Annotated in this window: 10 protein-coding genes, 1 tRNA gene and 1 pseudogene; 4 read left to right on the top strand and 8 right to left on the bottom strand. The window is 36.5% G+C overall.

The window, feature by feature from the left end:
• Positions 1 to 30: 30 nt before the first annotated feature.
• From AABE15_RS03160 to AABE15_RS03145, 4 genes are read right to left on the bottom strand one after another with little or no spacing between them, the layout of a single operon-like run.
• Positions 31 to 1350, bottom strand: a complete 1320-nt coding sequence (locus tag AABE15_RS03160) for a dihydroorotase (RefSeq protein WP_338329830.1) — start codon at positions 1348 to 1350, stop codon at positions 31 to 33.
• A 15-nt stretch (positions 1351 to 1365) separates the two neighbouring features.
• Complete coding sequence (asnB, locus tag AABE15_RS03155) at positions 1366 to 3138, bottom strand: asparagine synthase (glutamine-hydrolyzing) (protein ID WP_338329829.1); 1773 nt, start codon at positions 3136 to 3138, stop codon at positions 1366 to 1368.
• Positions 3126 to 4178 (bottom strand): glycosyltransferase, encoded by a 1053-nt coding sequence (locus AABE15_RS03150; RefSeq protein WP_338329828.1) that lies wholly within the window; start codon positions 4176 to 4178, stop codon positions 3126 to 3128. The genes asnB and AABE15_RS03150 overlap by 13 nt, the downstream gene beginning before the upstream one ends.
• A 42-nt stretch (positions 4179 to 4220) precedes the next feature.
• Positions 4221 to 5141: a glycosyltransferase family 9 protein gene (locus AABE15_RS03145; RefSeq protein ID WP_338329827.1), complete on the bottom strand. Its 921-nt coding sequence runs from the start codon at positions 5139 to 5141 to the stop codon at positions 4221 to 4223.
• Positions 5142 to 5195: 54 nt separating this feature from the next.
• On the opposite strand from AABE15_RS03145, the gene hisI reads away from it, so the two are divergent.
• Together hisI and lpxB are read left to right on the top strand one after the other, a co-directional pair.
• Complete coding sequence (hisI, locus tag AABE15_RS03140) at positions 5196 to 5594, top strand: phosphoribosyl-AMP cyclohydrolase (protein ID WP_338329826.1); 399 nt, start codon at positions 5196 to 5198, stop codon at positions 5592 to 5594.
• Positions 5595 to 5602: 8 nt separating this feature from the next.
• Positions 5603 to 6766 (top strand): lipid-A-disaccharide synthase, encoded by a 1164-nt coding sequence (gene lpxB / locus AABE15_RS03135; RefSeq protein ID WP_338329825.1) that lies wholly within the window; start codon positions 5603 to 5605, stop codon positions 6764 to 6766.
• Between the two features lie 565 nt (positions 6767 to 7331).
• Here lpxB and AABE15_RS03130 read toward each other — a convergent pair.
• From AABE15_RS03130 to AABE15_RS03115, 4 genes are all read right to left on the bottom strand, one after another.
• Entirely contained in the window at positions 7332 to 9938 is a 2607-nt protein-coding gene (locus AABE15_RS03130) for a cation:proton antiporter (protein WP_338329824.1), read from the bottom strand.
• A gap of 198 nt (positions 9939 to 10136) precedes the next feature.
• Entirely contained in the window at positions 10137 to 14642 is a 4506-nt protein-coding gene (gene gltB, locus AABE15_RS03125; RefSeq protein ID WP_338329823.1) for a glutamate synthase large subunit, read from the bottom strand.
• Between the two features lie 65 nt (positions 14643 to 14707).
• The gene (locus tag AABE15_RS03120; RefSeq protein WP_338329822.1) at positions 14708 to 16135 is read right to left on the bottom strand and encodes an NAD(P)-dependent oxidoreductase; all 1428 of its coding nucleotides are present in this window, start codon (positions 16133 to 16135) and stop codon (positions 14708 to 14710) included.
• 132 nt (positions 16136 to 16267) lie between these two features.
• Positions 16268 to 17227 carry a complex I NDUFA9 subunit family protein gene (locus AABE15_RS03115; RefSeq protein ID WP_338329821.1) on the bottom strand — a complete coding sequence of 320 codons (960 nt, stop codon included), beginning with the start codon at positions 17225 to 17227 and terminating at the stop codon, positions 16268 to 16270.
• 136 nt (positions 17228 to 17363) lie between these two features.
• On the opposite strand from AABE15_RS03115, the gene AABE15_RS03110 reads away from it, so the two are divergent.
• Both AABE15_RS03110 and AABE15_RS03105 read left to right on the top strand, forming a co-directional pair.
• Positions 17364 to 17450 (top strand) — tRNA-Leu (locus AABE15_RS03110).
• 328 nt (positions 17451 to 17778) lie between these two features.
• Positions 17779 to 18812, top strand: a pseudogene (locus AABE15_RS03105) (hypothetical protein); the annotation flags it as partial.

Genomic DNA, 18812 nt, shown 5'->3' with positions numbered 1-18812 from the left:
TTTTAGTTATGGTAATGAATAGTTGGATATTTATGCCTCAAATTGAATGAGTTGACCATGAGGCTGTCCAATGATGGCATCATCTTGCATTACAATACTCCCTTTAACAATTGTTGCAACCGGCCATCCTTTTACTTTTTTTTGATCATAAGGGGTCCACCCAGCCGGTGAAACAATCCAATCATTGGTTATAGTACGTGTTTTATTCATATCTACTACAGTGAAATCAGCATCATACCCTACTTGTATACGCCCCTTAGTAGGTACCCTATATAATCGAGCTGGATTAGCAGCCATAAGATCTACTAATCTAGATAGAGAAATTTTATTTTCATTAACATGATTAAGCATGAGAGGAACAATGGTTTGCACCCCTGGCATCCCTGAAGGGCAACATAGCCACGGTTTTGTCTTAGCAGTAGGATCGTGTGGTGCATGATCAGACGATAGAATGTCAACGACGCCGTTTTGTACAGCCGCCCAAGCAGCATTATAATGTCGTTTATCCCGAATGGGGGGATTCATGACCGCCATACCTTTAAGATGTTGGTAACATTCTGGTGCAATCTGAGTTAAATGATTCACCAATACCTCTATGGTAGCAATTGCTTTATAATGTTCCAGCCATTCCAACTCTTCTTGAGTGGTTGTATGCAAAATATGGGCGGGCCGGCCTGTCTTTTTCGCTAATGCGACAATTCGTCTAGTCGCTAGAAATGCACATTCTTCATCACGCCATAACGGATGATTTTCATAAGGCATACCCACACAAAAAAGTTTCTTTCGTTCTCTTAATCGATATTCATCTTCAGCATGGAAATAAACCCGACGACGACTGCTCAACATAATAGCTTCTATACTGGGATCGTCTTCAACCATTAAATCACCCGTTGATGACCCGGCATACACTTTAACACCACATACACCCATTTGGGTTTCTAATCGAGCGAGCTCTTGAATATTGTTATGCGTTGCACCGACGTAAAATCCATAATTAACCCAACTGGTTTCTAAAGCTCGTTTTTGCTTCCATTGAATCATTTCCATTGTTGTAATGGGTGGTGTTGTGTTAGGCATGTCCAATACACCGGTGAGTCCTCCTAAAGCTGCAGCCCTGGTTCCTGTTTCGATGGATTCAACTAAAGCATTACCGGGTTCGCGAAAATGAACATGACAATCAATTAATCCAGGCAAAACAAAGCAATGTTCCACATTTAATAAATGCGTGGCTTCATCTTCATTTTTTGTTGATAAAGAGTATATTTTACCTGCCTTAACACCTATATTCGTTTTTTCTTGGCCCCAAGGGAAAATACACGTTCCATTTTTTAATATTAAATCATAATGCATTATCCCAAAACCTTCCTAAGCTGCTAAGAGTTCACAGGTTGAACCCATAGGAGAATAGCCCATAATATATATTTTATGCCACAAGGCATAACACAATATATTCCATGCCATATGGCGTTCCTTACGACCAGATGCTTTTTCAAATAATTTCAAAATTTGTGTTGTGTCAAAAATAGCTTTTATTCCTTGTTGTTTAGCCACTAAAGGAGCCAAAGTTAAAGCATTTTGTTCAATCCATAACCCTATGGGAACTGTAAACCCTTGTTTCGGCGCAAAAGGTTCGGCCGATGGGAAATTTTTTTCTAACCATTTTCTCAAAATCCACTTGCCTTTTCCTTGATTAATTTTTAGCGTATCGGCTAAACGAAAAGAAAACTCAGCCACCTTCTTATCAAGGAAAGGAACACGCCCTTCCACACCGTGAGCCATCAGACACCGATCAAGTTTTAATAAGAGATCGTCAGGCAACCAAGTGTTTATATCGAGCCATTGTGCTTGCGTAAGTCGGGTAAGGTCAAAATTTAAACTCTTTTGTTCCATGTCACGGATTTTATTTCTCCATTGCGCGTTAGAAAATTTCAAAAGACTGGTATTATAAAATATGGGTTTGGAATAAAGTTTTTTTCCACCCAACCAGAAAGGTCTTGAAACTTTGCGATATCGACCATAGCCGGCAAAAAGTTCATCTCCCCCTTCTCCAGATAGAATAACTTTGACCGATTGACTAGCGTCTTTTGCTAAAAACCAAGTAGGTATAATCGCGTAATCAAAAGCTGGATCATCCATACAATTGACAATTTGGGGCAAATACTGCCAAACTTGTTGCTGAGTAATAGAAAATATATGGTGCTGGGCTCCTACCTCCTTAGCTAACAGCGCAGCTTGCTTACTTTCATCAACACCACCGGGTTCTTTATTGGTTTCAAAACGAGCTGTCCAAGCACATAAACGTTTTTCTCTACCTAGACGCTGCATTAGTTTTAATAAAATTGAGCTATCGATCCCGCTTGATAAAAATAATCCTAAAGGCACATCAGCACGTTGATGGACTTCAACACTCTTTGTCAAAACTTCATCCAGTTCGTCTAAAGCAGGTTTAACATCGAAAATTTTACGTTTTTCAAAGTTAACAACGGGCTTTTGTAATTTTTTTATGATTTCTCCATCCTTAATAATCAAATTTTCACCTGGAGCTAAACGCTTAATCCCTTGAAAAATGGTATTACTGCCAGAATAAAATTGCAGTTGTAAGAGGGTGCTTAATGCAGAAAAATCAATTTTTGCTTTAGCAAATCCAGCTTTCAATAACGCTTGTGGTTTAGAGGCAAAAGCTATGCCTTTATCTGTACAAGTATAATACAATGGCTTAATACCAAAAGGATCACGGCTTAACACCACAACTCCTCGGCCGTTATCGACAAGCGCTACAGCATACATTCCTCTTAATTTCTCAGTATACTCTTCATGAAATTTTTCCCACAAAGGAATAACGCATTCGCTATCGCTTTTGGTTAAAAAATTATAATTTTTATTTAAATTTCTTAATTCAGGATCGTTATAAATTTCACCATTAACGACAGTAGCAAATTGATTATTGTTTAATAAAGGTTGTTTGCCATGCTCGACATCAACAATGGATAGGCGGGTATGAATTAACACAGCAGTGTTTGTTGTCCATTCACCCTGTCCATCTGGACCACGATGACGTAAAGCTTGAACTAACGCTTTCTTTTGCCATTCTTTAATGGTCTGATGGGGTCTGAGCGCTATTCCGGCTATGCCGCACATACGTTATCTTTTACTTTCATAAAAAACAATTTCCATAAATTTAAAACAGCTTTTTTACTAAAATGTTCTTCAAAATGTTTTCGTCCATAATGTGCTATTGCGGCTCCCTTCGCAGGATCTTTAATTATGAGCTGAATAGCCTCAGCCATTGAAAACTCATCTTCCATCTTGCTTAACAACCCGTTATGTCCATGAGTAATTAGTTCTTTTGGACCTTGAGAGGCCATAGCAACCACAGGTTTCTCTGCAGCAAATCCTTCAAGTACCACATTCCCCAAAGGTTCGTGTCTTGACGGACATACTAAAACATCGCATGCCTTGATTAAAGGAGCAATATCGTTGACCCACCCTGGTAAAGACACGCGGTGGCTGAGGTTCAATGAAGTTATCAAATTTTCTAAATTTTTCCGCTCCTCTCCTTCACCTGCAATAATTAGATAAGCATCGTTAATATGAGATAATGCGTTTAGTAAAACATCAAAACCTTTGTTGCGATGCAAACGACCTAGTGCCAATATAAAAGGAACATTTTTGGGGATAATTTTAGGTCTTGTTGGTAGAGTGGTCGGGAAATCTCTAGCAAAATTAGGAACGTAGTGAACATAATTTTTAGGCCATCCCTGTTGAATAATCCATTTAACTATTCCATGCGTATTTCCCACAAGATAGTCGCAGTTTTTATAATATTTAAGATTATAAAAACCCCCTAACCTACCAATATTTACCCAGTTTCCTTTTGGCAATAAACATGCGGCTCGATTCATCCATGCCACCGCAACATCCGGAGAAAAATTTTCTAGTTTCTTTTTAATTTTATAACGTGTCAAAAAATCAAATTGGCTTCTAAAATGTGCTTCATAGGGTTCTAAACCCATATGCTCTAATCTCTGCTTTCTAGCAGGGTTTTTTCTTATGATGGGTAGTATATTTAGTCCTTGTTGGTATTGAGCGATACATAAACGTTCATAGAACAATTCAGCTCCACCATGTTGCGCCCCAGACATTATATGAGCAATAGAAAGATTATTTGAATTATTCATTATGTAACAAACCACTCATTTTAATCGCTTTACCTGCTAATTTTAACGCGTTTGCTCAATGAGAGATATAAATTCATTGTAAACGTCATACACGGATAAATCACTCATCTTACCCGCACCTTCTTTACCCTTAGCAACAATGGATCGGGAAAATCTTCCTGCTGGTGCATATTCAGAAATTTTACTTGGACCAAATAATCCCAAGACAGGTATACTACACGCTGAAGCCAGATGCATAAGTCCTGAATCATTCCCAATAAAACCAGCGCATCGAGATAATAAAGCAGAAACTTGAGGTAATGTATACCGGCCACCTGCGTCTATAACGGGTAAATTTGCATTTAGCAATGGTTTTGCCATAGCTTGTTCTTGAGGGCCAGGACCATATAAAATGACAAAGCGAACGTCTAAATATTTTTCTTTTAAAAGAATAGCCAGTTGAATAAAATTATCGATAGGCCAAATTTTTCCTATCCAATTTGCTGTAGGAGCAAGAGCTATATAAAAATGGTTATTAGGTAAAGTTTGCGAAGCTAATTTGTAATCTTTTTCACCATACCAAACGCTTGGCAACGGCGTAGGAACAATATTAAAAAGTTTAGCTAAATAATCAACACGATATTCTTTAATTCTACCCCCTTTAATAATTTTTTTTTGCTTTGCGTATAGAAAAAAGCTAAGGCCTGACCCTCGCAAATCAACAATTAAATCCCAAACCTTCCATACCAATTTTGACCATAAAATGAGCCAATGAAAATCAAATCTTTTTTTTTCTACGATAAGTATTTTTTCTTTTTGAGGCATGGCTTCAAAAAGCCCAGCCGCTACGGGACCACAAGCTATTGTAAAAGAGGCATAAGGATATTTTTTTAACAAATAATTCAGAAGACCTGTGGAGATAACCGCATCGCCAAGGCGTGTAGAAGTAATAAACAAAATGTTTTTAGTCTTTGACGATTTCATATATCCCTATACAATCCAAACTCTTGCTCGTTATGTTTAACCAAAGGTCAACCTATGACTAAACCTGATTATTCAGCTTTGTTACTAGAAATCAAATTTAATCAAGATAAACTTGTCGCTGCGATTGCCCAACAAGTTGACAGTAAAGAAGTATTAATGATGGCTTGGATGAATGAAGAATCTATTATTGAAACGTTAACCACTCATCAAGTCTGTTATTACTCTCGTAGCAGAAAAAAGCTTTGGCGAAAAGGTGAAACATCAGGGCAAACGCAAACGTTAATTGAAATGCGTCTTGATTGCGATGGGGACGCATTGTTATTAATTGTTAATCAAAAAGGGGTGGCCTGTCATACGGGTCGCAGAAGTTGCTTTTACAGAGCTTATCGAGAAAATAAGCTTGTCGTTATTGATAAACCGCAAATTGAACCTACTTTGCTATATAATTGTTAAAAATACCTATGCAAACTGATAAAAACCTAAAAATATGGATACTGGCAGGTGAAACCAGTGGTGATGATATAGGCGCCAAGCTTATGAAATCATTGAGGAAGCAGCATCCACATATCACTTTTTTTGGTGTGGGCGGCTCACAGATGAAAAAACAAGGACAACTACAGTTGTTTCCTATGGATGAGCTCGCTGTTATGGGCTTCATTGAGGTTTTGCCTAAACTTTACAAATTGTTAAGGCTCCTTACCCAAGCCAAAGAAAGTATTAGAACCCTTAACCCACATGTTGTTGTTACCATAGATAGCCCAGCTTTTTCACTGAGACTTCTCAAAAAACTTAAACATATGGGTATTAAACGCGTGCATTATGTGGCCCCTCAAGTTTGGGCATGGCATGAAAATAGGGTCAAAAAATTTCCAGGATTGTGGGATAAACTTCTATGTTTATTTCCTTTTGAAAAAGATTTTTTTCTTAAATGGAAGTTAAATAGTAGTTTCGTTGGTCATCCAGTGTTAGAAAACAATACGCAAGCAGGCAATACTAATGCATTTAAGGAAAAATATAATATTTCTACAAAACAACCTATATTGCTTTTAATGCCAGGCAGTAGACGATCCGAGTTACCAAAATTACTTCCTATATTTGAAAAAACTTTTTTCTTATTAAGATTAAAACTATCTGAATTGATAGCGATTATACCTACTTCCCCATTGGCAGAAAAAAAAGTGAAACATCTTGTTCAAAACTGGCCAATTCAACCTTTAATTATCTCAGATGCCAGCGATAAATTAGATGCCTATACGGTTGCCGACATAGCCTTAACCAAATCTGGTACTAGTACGCTCGAACTGGCTTTATTTAAAACTCCTATGGTCGTTGCCTACCGAGTGAATATGTTAACAGCAATTATTGCAAAAAAACTGATTAAAGTACCCTTTGTTTGTATTGTTAATCTTTTAGCAGGACGAGAAATTGTGCCTGAACTGCTTCAAGAACGGTGTAAACCGTCAGTATTAGCCGACACATTATATAATATAATGATGGATGATCGTCTTAAACTTTGTCAATATGAAGGATTTGCAGAAGTAATTCAAACCTTACAAGCACCAGGAAACAATTCTCCCTCGGAAGCTGCGGCCCATGAAATTATGACTATTATTAAATCTTGCTGATACTAAAGTTATATACATTATAACTAAAATTGCAAAATGATAAGCTCAATAGTTAATAGCTTTTGATAAATGGTATGTCTTTGGTTTTAAATTTTAAATACAAAATGAAAGACTTTCAATTGATTAATACATAATATTTTTTAATAATAAATTGATTTATATTAAAAACTAAACTTTCAAGTCTCACTATAAGGATTAATGTTTGTTCGTTATTTTATTTTTTTATTCTTAATTTTCAGTTTTTTTGTAGAAACTTAAGTATTGAATATTGGCAACACATTGATCCAAAATATATTTTTTTGTAGGAACATCTAGTTCGTTTATTGCCAAACATAAAAATTAATACAATTGAATAATAAATATATTTACTATTTTTCAAAGCTATAAAGTTTGTTGCGATTTAATTTATTCATTTTATTTAATTTTAAAAATCAAAATTTGTAGAGTAATCAACAAGTTTCATTATAAAATAAACAAATTTCCATGGTTTCCAATCTTGTGCAGGAAAAATAATATTTTTTTAAGTGCAGATTAGCTCATTTATTAAATGTAGTTTTAAGTTTATTTATTTTTTATCAACTTCAGTAGGACTCTGGCGACTAATCATTAAAGTTTCATTCGAAGTTGAAGTATTAGGATCATAAGTTAGTAAAGGTGTTTTTATTCCTTCATTTAATTCATCATTTGGACGATGTCTAGCATGATCAATTTGAATTAGGTTTTGTTTAACCACGGGATAATCCATTAATAAACGTTTAAAAACATCTACACGCATAATTAATAAATAACCAAATCGTAACGAACGGTAAATTGAAGATAACCTTCGATTGTAAATATATTCATTTGCTCCCAATACATCACCGATGCCGTATAAAAAAGCTTTACTTTCAACATGTGTTTCAAAGAGTCCACTACTGATGAAATAGACGTTACGAACTATTTGCCCCCTTTTGAAAATAATTTCACCGGGGAAAACAAAACAAATAGACATTGACATACTTAAATCGTACAAAACCGCCTGTGGAACATCTCTTAAACAAGGGAGCTCACGTACTCTTTTTTCAATACCACTTTTTAAATTAAATTGCAGGCGTCGATTATAACGTTCAAATCTTTTTTCAGTTAATTTGTCGAGTTCCGAATACAATTCGTCACTGATCATTGATTCACCCAAAAGACTATCGTACTCTTCTCTTTCAAGCCTTAAGGCCACAAGTTTCAAAAATCGAGATTCAAGAGCTTCGACATACCCTTGATAATGCATTCTCATGGTTTCCAAAGCATCATCCAGCATACGATTTTGGCGTTCTAAGACTTCAGAAATAATTTCAGCAACCCGTGTGCCTAAGTCTGGTTCAATGCGGCGTTTTACAAACCGTGTTAGAGATATCGAAACAAATCGAGATACAAGTAAAATTTCGAAACGCTCCATCATACAATACATAAGTGGTTTATCGATATGCAATTTTCGATGAATATATTGAGCAATTCGAAATCTTAGAGGGGGATGCAAACGCTTGTGCATTGCTGTTACATAACCATATCGCCCTTCTTGCCATGCCCCATCAATAGTAGCTTCGGCTGAACGAACCAAGGTCTCCATTACTCTCCTTGGTAAGCCTTGCATTCGAAAAAGATCAAGTAATATTGATCGTTCTTGTGTGGCAATGGTAATTAATGCTAAGGCTATTCTTTCCCTATTTCCTAAAGCCGTGTCAAATGTATTGGCCTCTTGTTCTTCTTCTATCCTCCGATCAAGATCCTCTATAACATAGCGTATAACTTGATTAGCAAAGCCAAATTCATTGGCTATCCTTCTAGTTTTGTCCCTAACTCGCCCCAAACTTATGCTTAAAATTTGGTGCCTTACAGCCTGATCAATGGGTGTTAACTCATCCAAACGAAAATATACAACTACGGCTCTTAGGGTTGTGCCATTCACTAATAACGTGATCAAAACAAAGCCTGTTGCAATTATTCCAACGAAATGTGAAATTGGTGTCGAAATCAATTCATTTTCTGTTACCGCTAATGCGAGTGCCAAAGTAATTGCCCCACGCAATCCGCCCCATACCATTGTCGCTTTGAAAGGGGTTGAAATAGGAGGAGATAATTTGGTAGCAGATAAAATGGGCAATAATCCAAAAATAACTATCCCTCTAGCAATTAAGCCAGCAATAATGGCTACTAAAACTAAAACACAGTCCCACTTAGTCATACCGATTAAAAGTCTTGGAACCAACATAGAGGCTAATACGAAAAGTAATGAACCTGCCCAGAATACAATTTGCTGCCAAATTTCATTGAGAAAGCGCCACGTCTGTGGTCTAAAAGTAGACGGTCCATATGCTGATAAAGTCAGCCCTGCCGTGGCAGCCGCAACTACACCTGAAAATCCAATGATCTCATCACAAGCAATATATGAAATATAGGGTAAAGCAACGGTAAGGGTAATTTCAGCAGCCCTTCCTGAGGTCGATCCTAATGCAACAATCATCCATAGAGATAGTCGAGCAAATATATAACCCGCAAGAATTGCCCCAGCGAATGATATAAGAATACTTATTGCAGAACTAAAAAAATGAACTTCTTTATGCGCTATAACTGCAGCAATCAATGTGGAAAATATTGATATAGCAGCGGCGTCGTTTAGTAAAGATTCACCTTCAACCAAACGCGTTAAGCGGGTAGCAGCACCAATTTCTCTGAATATACCAGCAACTGCGGATGGATCGGTAGTTGCAACAATTGACCCTATCAACAGACAAACAATCATAGGCATGCCTGAGAATGGATATAGTGCCAAACCAATCATAGCTGTTGAAAATACAACAGCAACAATAGCTAATAATAATACGGTCCCAATATCATGATAAAGTCGTCGAACATCAATGGCTAATCCAGCTTGAAATACTAAAATAGGAAGAAATATTAATAAAAAACCTTCACTATTTATTGGAAAATCAAGCAACATTTCTGCTGCAGTGTCAAAAAAATGTATTTGAGAACTGCGTAAAACTAGATCCGCTGCACCACCTAAAATTATTCCAACGATAGCCAATAATACCGTCTCAGACAATTCTAGGCGTTTAGCCATAGGCTGTACAGCACTTACAATGACTAAAAGTACCGCTGTTGATAATAAAACGGTAGCCAGACCGGTAACTGGCATGTACGTTTACTCTCCGACAAAAATTTGTAAAAATACGTGACGTATTTATAAGACAGCCAAGTTTCGTATCAAGACAACAAGCGATAAAGATGCGCTCTTTTCTATAAACTTCCTTATCATACTCTTTATAAAATGAGAATAAGTTATTCCCAAGTTTTGTGCACAGTATTCTCTTAAAAATTATAAAAAGAGCAGTATTTAATTATCCTCTTGGAATTTGAAATCAATGGCTTTGGCATACTCTATAGGAATTACATGCCAAAAATGTTGAAGTGTCATTGACCATTTATGAAGCAATGAAATCGCGTAAGTACTCTCTGTTTCTTTAGCATATTTTTGAATAAGTTTTTTGAGCTTCATTTCATATTTTTCTTCAGAAATTCTTTGCCATTTTAAAGTGGACGGATTAACATTTTTTTCAAATTGATTTTCAGGATCATATACAAAAGCCATCCCTCCCGTAAAACCTGCACCAAAATTAGAACCAATCTCTCCAAGAATTACGACCGTACCTCCGGTCATGTATTCGCATCCGTTTGAACCACACCCTTCTACTACAGCAGTAGCTCCAGAGTTACGTACAGCAAATCGTTCTCCTGCGATCCCTGCAGCAAAAAGATATCCCGCTGTAGCTCCATATAAAACTGTATTCCCTATAATAACATTACGATGTGAGACTAAATTGGAATCTAGAGCTTGCCTTATAACAATTGTAGCCCCCGACAACCCTTTACCAACATAATCATTGGCATCTCCTAAAACTTTTAATTTGATCCCTTGAACAGCGAATGCCCCTAACGACTGTCCAGCAGAACCGCTTAATTGTATGGTTAAATGATCCTGTGCTAATCCTTTCATTCCAAAACGACGGGTAATCATTGAAGAGATTTTCGTTCCTATTGCTCGGTGAGTATTATTTACATTATAGCGTAATTGCATTTTTTCCCCATGTTCGAACAATGGATTAGCATCTACAATCATCTGAGCATCTAAACTCTCAGGTACTTCATTTCTACCTTTACGGGTACAATACGTTTTATAAGGTCCTGGATCAACTTTAGCTAACAAAGAATTAAGATCCAAATCATCAAGAAATGACCCTCCTCTTGAAACCTGACTCAACAAATCAGTGCGGCCAATAATCTCATTTAACGATGAAAATCCTAAAGAAGCTAAAATATTGCGCATCTCTTCGGCGATAAAGGAAAATAAATTCATAACTCGTTCAACACCATCGTGAACGAATTTTTTACGCAAATTTTCATCTTGAGTACAGATGCCTACAGGACAGGTATTTGAATGGCATTGTCTAACCATCATACATCCCATAGCGATTAAACTAAGGGTTCCAATACCAAATTCTTCAGCCCCAAGCATTGCCGCTATTACCACATCTCTCCCTGTATGAATACCACCGTCCACCCGTAAAGTAATTCGATGACGCAAATTATTCAGCATTAAAACTTGATGGGTTTCAGCTAATCCCATTTCCCAGGGAATACCCCCATATTTAATAGATGACAGAGGAGATGCACCCGTGCCTCCATTATGACCCGAAATTAAAATAGTATCCGCTTTTGCTTTTGCCACACCGGCAGCAATTGTACCGATACCTGAAGCTGCAACAAGTTTGACAGTTACTGTAGCCTCAGGATTAATTTGTTTTAAATCGTAAATTAATTGTGCTAAATCTTCTATAGAATAGATATCATGGTGAGGAGGGGGTGAAATCAATGTTACACCAGGCACGGCATGCCTAAGATTACCAATTAAACTTGTAACTTTAAAACCCGGTAATTGTCCCCCCTCACCCGGCTTAGCACCTTGTGCAATTTTAATTTCAATTTCGCGACAGTTAGTTAAATATTCAGCCGTAACGCCAAACCTTCCCGATGCAATTTGTTTTATCGCAGAAGAAGCATTATCTCCATTCATGCGTGGTTTGAATCGACTGACATCTTCACCACCCTCACCTGAATTGGATCGAGCTCCCATACGATTCATGGCAATAGCCAAAGTTTCATGAGCTTCGGGACTTAGCGCTCCCAAAGAAATGCCAGGGGATATTAAGCGTTTTCTTAATTGTGTTATGCTTTCGACTGTTTCGTTTGGAATAGGTTGACCTAATGATCTAAAATCTAATAAATCCCGTAACGCTATAGGTGAAATTTTTTGTATTTCTTCGAGATACTTTTGATAAATGGACCAACTATTTTTTTTAACTGCTTCTTGTATTAACTTAATAACATTGCCACTTAAAATATGCTTTTCACCTTGTTTCCTCCAAGTATAAAGCCCACCAATAGAAAGCATTTTTCTATTTAAATCCCAAGCTTTTTTATGAAAAGTTTCTACATTATAGGCAATTCCCGAAAGTCCGATACCTGAAATACGAGATGACATTCCAGGGAAAAATTCAGCCACTAATGCTCTAGAAAGGCCGATGGCTTCAAAATTATATCCTCCTCGATAAGAAGCAATTACAGAAATACCGAGTTTGGCCATAATTTTCAACAAACCTTTATTTATAGCACTACGGTAATTCAAAAAACATTCTTCTAATGTTTTACTGCCATAAATACCTTTTTTGTGTCTTTCTATAATACACTCTTGTGCTAAATAAGCGTTTACTGTCGTTGCACCTACGCCAATTAAAACAGCAAAAGAATGAACATCTAATGTATCTGCAGATCTAACATTCAAAGAAGTAAATGTTCTAAGAGATTGTCGGACAAGATGGGTATGAACAGCAGCAGTCGCCAAAATCATCGGAACCTGCGCCATTTCCTTTGTTTGTTTTTCATCGGTTAAAAAAACGTGGGTACATCCCGATCTCACCGCGACCTCAGCCTCTAAACAGATACGTTTCAAGGCTTGTCTTAATTCTGCTTCTCCTCCATTTACGCTAAAATTGCAATTAATCGTAAAACCTGATGTATCACAGAAATTTTGTAAGGCTTTAAATTCTCCTGTGCTTAGGACAGGACTGGGCAATTTGAGCATACGACATTGTTCTGAAGACTGGTCTAAGATATTTCCTAAATTGCCAAGTCTTGTATTTAATGACATTACAGGGGTTTCCCGTAAGCTATCAATGGGGGGGTTCGTTACTTGACTAAATCGTTGGCGAAAATAATGAGACAACCCTCTATACCGTTCGCTTAAAACAGACAAAGGCGTATCATCTCCCATAGAACCAATCGCTTCTTGACCATTGTCAACCATAGGTTGCAATATCATTTCTAAATCTTCAATGGTAATGCCTACTGCAAGTTGCCTCCTATGCAATTCATCACTGGGAATGAGTTGGTCTTTTGTGATAATTGTTTTAACAATATCCGTGATAGGCTGTATATTTTTTACCCATTCCCCATAATTTTGTTTTTTTATCAAATATTGCGTTATATCTTTAGGTTTGAATAGCTCTGCAGTTCGCATATCAAAACCCATTGTTTCACCGGGTCCTAATCGACCCTTTTCAATTATTTTATGTTCAGGTATTCGAATCATTCCTGTTTCTGAACCCAGTATTAATAAATTATCAGTAGTTATAGTATACCTTAGTGGCCTCAAACCGTTTCTATCAAGCCCAGCAATCACCCAATTTCCATCAGTGCCACACAAAGCTGCAGGTCCATCCCATGGTTCCATAACTGCATTGGAATAGCCATACATATCTTGAACATCTTGACTTAAATCTTCTTGTGTTGTTAAAGCAGGGGGAATAAGTAATGCTTTGACAGTGGGCGCATCTCTTCCAGCGAAGGTTAGCAATTCAAAAACATTATCCAAAGCAGCTGTGTCTGAGCCATTGGATTGTATAACGGGTTTAAGAGCTTTGATATAAGGGTCTAAAGTGGGATAAGAAAGCCGAGTTTCATGGCTTTTCATCCAATTTATATTACCTGATAACGTATTGATTTCTCCGTTATGAGCAATTTTCCTAAAAGGTTGAGCCAGTTTCCAAGTAGGAAATGTATTGGTTGAATAACGTTGGTGGTAAATGGCAAAACGACTAACAAAGCGTTCGTCTAAAAGATCTGGATAAAAATCAGTAAGATTTTCAGCTAAAAACATCCCTTTATAAATAACTGATCGACAAGATAACGAACAGATGTAAAGATCTGCATAATTTTCAATTGCTTTTTTTTCAATTTTTCGACGAATAATATAAAGATTTTGTTCAAATTCGTCTTCAGAGTGATTTTTGATATTATTAATTAAGATTTGTTCAATTTCAGGTCGTGTCGCATTTGCTTTTTCGCCAATACATTCTGTATTGATGGGCACTTGCCTCCACCCATAAATAGAATAACCAAAAGAGATGATTTCTGTTTCAATAATTTGTCTACAACATTCCTGACTGTCAAGATCGTTTTTGGGCAAAAAAACCATTCCGACTGCCAAACTACCATGGTGAACAGGATTATGTCCATTTCGAATAGAATTTGAAAAAAAATCTTGAGATATTTCAATATGTATCCCTGCCCCATCACCTGTTTTGCCATCGGCATCAATCGCCCCACGATGCCACAGAGCCTTCAACGCAGTTATTCCAGCCTCAACAACTGTGCGTCTTTTTTTTCCATCCAATGCAGCTATCAGTCCGACCCCGCAAGCATCATGCTCCTGATTAACAGAATATACTTCTTTAAGTATTTTTTCGTTTTTCAACCTTTTGTTTATAAAATTTTCATGCATCATTTATTCTCGCCCAGGGGTAAAATATGTATCCATTTAATTTCTGTTTTCACCTAATTTTATTAGAGTTAAAGTAGTTTACTTTTTTTAAAGGTCGGATTTTCTAACCATTGACTTATTTGATGTGCTGCATCTTGCCCATCTTTTATAGCCCATACCGCCAAACTAGCGCCTCTAACAATATCGCCTCCAGCAAAGACACCTGGTATAGACGTCATGCAAGGGGGGTTAGTAATTAATATATTTCCATATTTATTCAACGATAAATCGTTGATATCCCATAGATCGGATATAGGTTCAGGAGCAAAGCCCAAAGCCTTGATAACCATATCAACAGGCAAGTTAAACGAAGTATTTTCGATAGGTTTAACGGTCTGTTGATTATCTAATTCGGAAACTTCTAACTCCGTTCTTAACGCTGTAATGGATTGTACACAGTTTCCCCCAATAAATGTCTCAGGTATTGCTTGCCAAATAAACTCTACACCTTCCTCTTTGGCATTCTTTACCTCCATTTTGGAACCTGGCATAGTCGCCTCATCGCGACGATACATGCATTTAACCGATTTAGCTCCTTGTCGAATGGCTGTACGCAAGCAATCCATAGCAGTATCGCCACCACCTATGACGATCACATGTTTATTTTTAGCATTCATGTCCGTTGATAATTGAGTTTTTTGAGACGCTATCAGATAATCTAGAGCTTGAACAACACCTGGTAATTTAGAACCTGGTACCCACATATCCTTTTTTTTATAAGTTCCCGTAGCAATGAAAACTGCATCGTATATTCCATACAACTCTTTAAACGATATACTTCCAATCCCTGATTTACTTGTGACTACGGTATTAAAATGGAAATCTACTCCAGATTGTTCGAGCTGTTTTTGTCGACGCTGAACGATATTTTTTTCTAATTTAAATGTAGGTATCCCATAGGTCATTAATCCACCAGCACGATCATAACGATCGTAGATAGCAACTCTATAACCTTTTTGCCTTAATATGTTGGCAGCTGCCATGCCACAAGGCCCTGCACCAATAATACCAATTGATTTATTGAGTTCTTTTTGGGGGATAATTGGCTTTATTAAACCATGTTTAAAAGCATTGTCGGTTATGAACGCCTCCACTGCTCCTATGGTTACGCTGTTAAAACCAGATTCGATAACACAATTTCCCTCACATAAACGGTCTTGAGGACAAATGCGTCCACAAATTTCAGGAAAACTATTTGTTTCACTTGAAATCGCAAACGCTTCTTCGAAGCGACCCTCTGTAGTTAATTTTAACCAATTAGGTATGTAATTTGATACTGGACATTTAGTTGAACAATAGGGCACTCCACATTGTGAGCATCGACTTGCCTGCTCCATAGCTTGTTTTTTAGTAAAACGACGGTAGATTTCGAAAAAATCACGTTTTCGCTGTTCAGCAGGACGCTTTTTTGGCTGACGCTGTTTAAGGAAAATGAATTTTAACATTTTATTAGACATACTTCTACCGATACTAAATAAATAGATTATGTCTAATATTTATTTTATCTTAAGTTAAAAAAAAAGACAGTAGTACTGACCTATTAGACTCTTTTACATTAGTAATTTGATGTAACCTATTTATTGTTCAATCTAATGAAGTAGTTTTTTCATATTTTTCAAATCATTATCGGGTCTATAGCAAGTTAAATAGGTAGGTATAATAAGATTTAAGGATTTGGGTACAATTCTTAATTGTATTAAATCATTTTTCAAATTATCAAGACAAGAATCATATTCCATCATATTTAAAAGTTCAGGAGAAATAAGTTTTCCTGGCATATATTGTAAAAAATATGACATTAGCCTTATAAAAGTTGGTGTTAATCCACTTATATTATTTGATCGATGCAACCAATGGATCAGCAAAGTCACCAGCTCTCTATTAGTATACGTTTCAGAACCTGCTAAGTTCAATATTTGGGTATTTAATTTGCTTTTTTTTGATAGTTGACAAACTGCATCGGCAATGTCACCGGCATAAACTGGTTGTAGTCTTGTATTAACATTATAAACAGGCACGACTGGTAAATAACTAATAATTTGACATAATTTATTTAAAAAACTATCTCCTGGGCCAAATATAATACTAGGACGCAAAATAAAGGCATTTTCAAATTCTTTGATAACATTTTGTTCTCCCTCAAATTTGCTTGACAAATACGTAGATTTACTATTCTCGGAAGCACCTAAAACTGAAAAGTGGAACACTTTACGTACGCCAGATGCTGAACACAACTTAGCAAGTTGTTTGACAAAATTTACATTTTTTTCGTGCATTAAGTTATAGGTATCGCTGCGGTTTGCTTCGAATAAATTAATAACCAATTCTGCACCTTCAATAGCCCGAACAATTGTCCGCTCTTTGCTAGGCGATAAAAAAAGCGGAGTAATTTGTCCAACCTTGCCAAAAATTTTTTGCCTTTTTATTTTACTAGGTTGTGGAACAGCAAAACGAATACTATAATTTTCCTTTGCTAATCGCTCAATTAAATAGTCCTCAACAAATGAATTCATACCAATTACAGTTGCTATTTTACGTATTTCACCCACAAGAAGGCTCCTAGAGCTAAAAATTCTATTTTATAATAATTACTTCTTTAACACAGTACGAAATAAATAATAGAACTATAATATATTGACATTTTTATATTCAACAGTAGTAATATCCTTTGCAAAATATAAATATGCCCAAATGGCGGAATTGGTAGACGCGCAGGTTTCAGGTACCTGTGATCGGAAGATCGTGGAAGTTCAACTCTTCTTTTGGGCACCATTATGGGTTGAAATTGTGGGGAAAGAAATTTCAACACAGCTTATTTTTTTTATTTTTTTCCTTATTTTATTTTTAAAAATTAGAAAAATAATAATACTTAAAGTATTCGCTGAAAATAAAAAAACATTTGTCTGTTCCATAAGGTTTATTTATAATAAAAACAGCAATTTTATTAAAAAAATATTAAAATTATTAATTAATTATTAACAATTCGTGGTAAAACAAACACAATTTAAAAAATTGAATATTTTAATATTAAATAAAACAGTAAATTTTCGCTATTTATATTATTTTATAAGTTGTATTTACAATAATAGCGGAGATAATAATGGAACCTTTAAATGAGCATCATTTAAAAAATCGTATATCTTGGGGAAGCGTCATTGCAGGACTATTTATTGTAATGGCGGTGTCCCTGTTATTATCTGTATTGGGCACGGGTCTTGGAATATCAATGATGTCCTTTCAATCAGATGATGTGCTTAGCGGCTCTCATACCCTCGTTATGGTTTGGTGGATTGTGTCCGTTATGATCAGCCTTGTTTGCGGGGCTTTCATAGCTGGTCGTTTGGCAGGGTATGACGGCATGATACACGGTGTATTGGTTTGGGCAACCTCTTTAGTCATTGCAACGGTATTGGGATTGATTTCTGCAGGAAGCATGGTTGGCATGGTTGGGAATACAATCGGATCGATTGCTTCTGCAACTGGAAGTGCCGCCGAGGGAATTGGCTCTGTTTCTGCAAAAGGGCTTAAAGAAACTTTTGGTGCAGGTAGTGATATATTAAAGCAATTTAATATAAATCTTGATCTGCCAAACATGAATTTGGATAGCAAAGCATTACAAGCCCTTAGAGACACCAATATTCCTACATTGCAACCGAATTACCTAAAATCCCAATTTGAACATACGAAGAACGATGCAATGCAAGCGTTAAAGGATATTGCTGTTTCTCCTAATGATAGCGATCGTATCCTCTCTGACTTAATGAACCAAATCAAACAACGTTCAGAAAAAATTAATCAAGCTATAAATCGTGACGATGTTGCCAAAGCAATTGCTTCTAATACGTCTTACAATGCTCAAGAAGCTAGACAAATCGTTGATAATTTCATGTATTATCGTCAACAGGCAGTCGACACAACTAATCAAAAAATTGATCAACTTAAAGATAAAATTAACCAAGCAAAACAAGATTTTGCTGACTTTAAGTCCAAGCTCAAAGAAAAAATGGACCAAGCAGCCCAAGCTGTTGCCCGGATCGCCATATGGTGTTTTGTGGGCTCAGTCTTAGGTGCAATTGTCAGCGCGTTGAGTGGTTTTTGGGGGGTTAATACCTACAGAAAAACTAAACATTATGT

It is taken from the genome of Commensalibacter sp. Nvir (assembly GCF_963921845.1).
In the GTDB taxonomy this organism is placed as follows: Bacteria; Pseudomonadota; Alphaproteobacteria; order Acetobacterales; family Acetobacteraceae; genus Commensalibacter.
The sequence above is the reverse complement of the archived record's forward strand: the minus strand, read 5'-3'. Positions and strand labels throughout refer to the sequence as shown.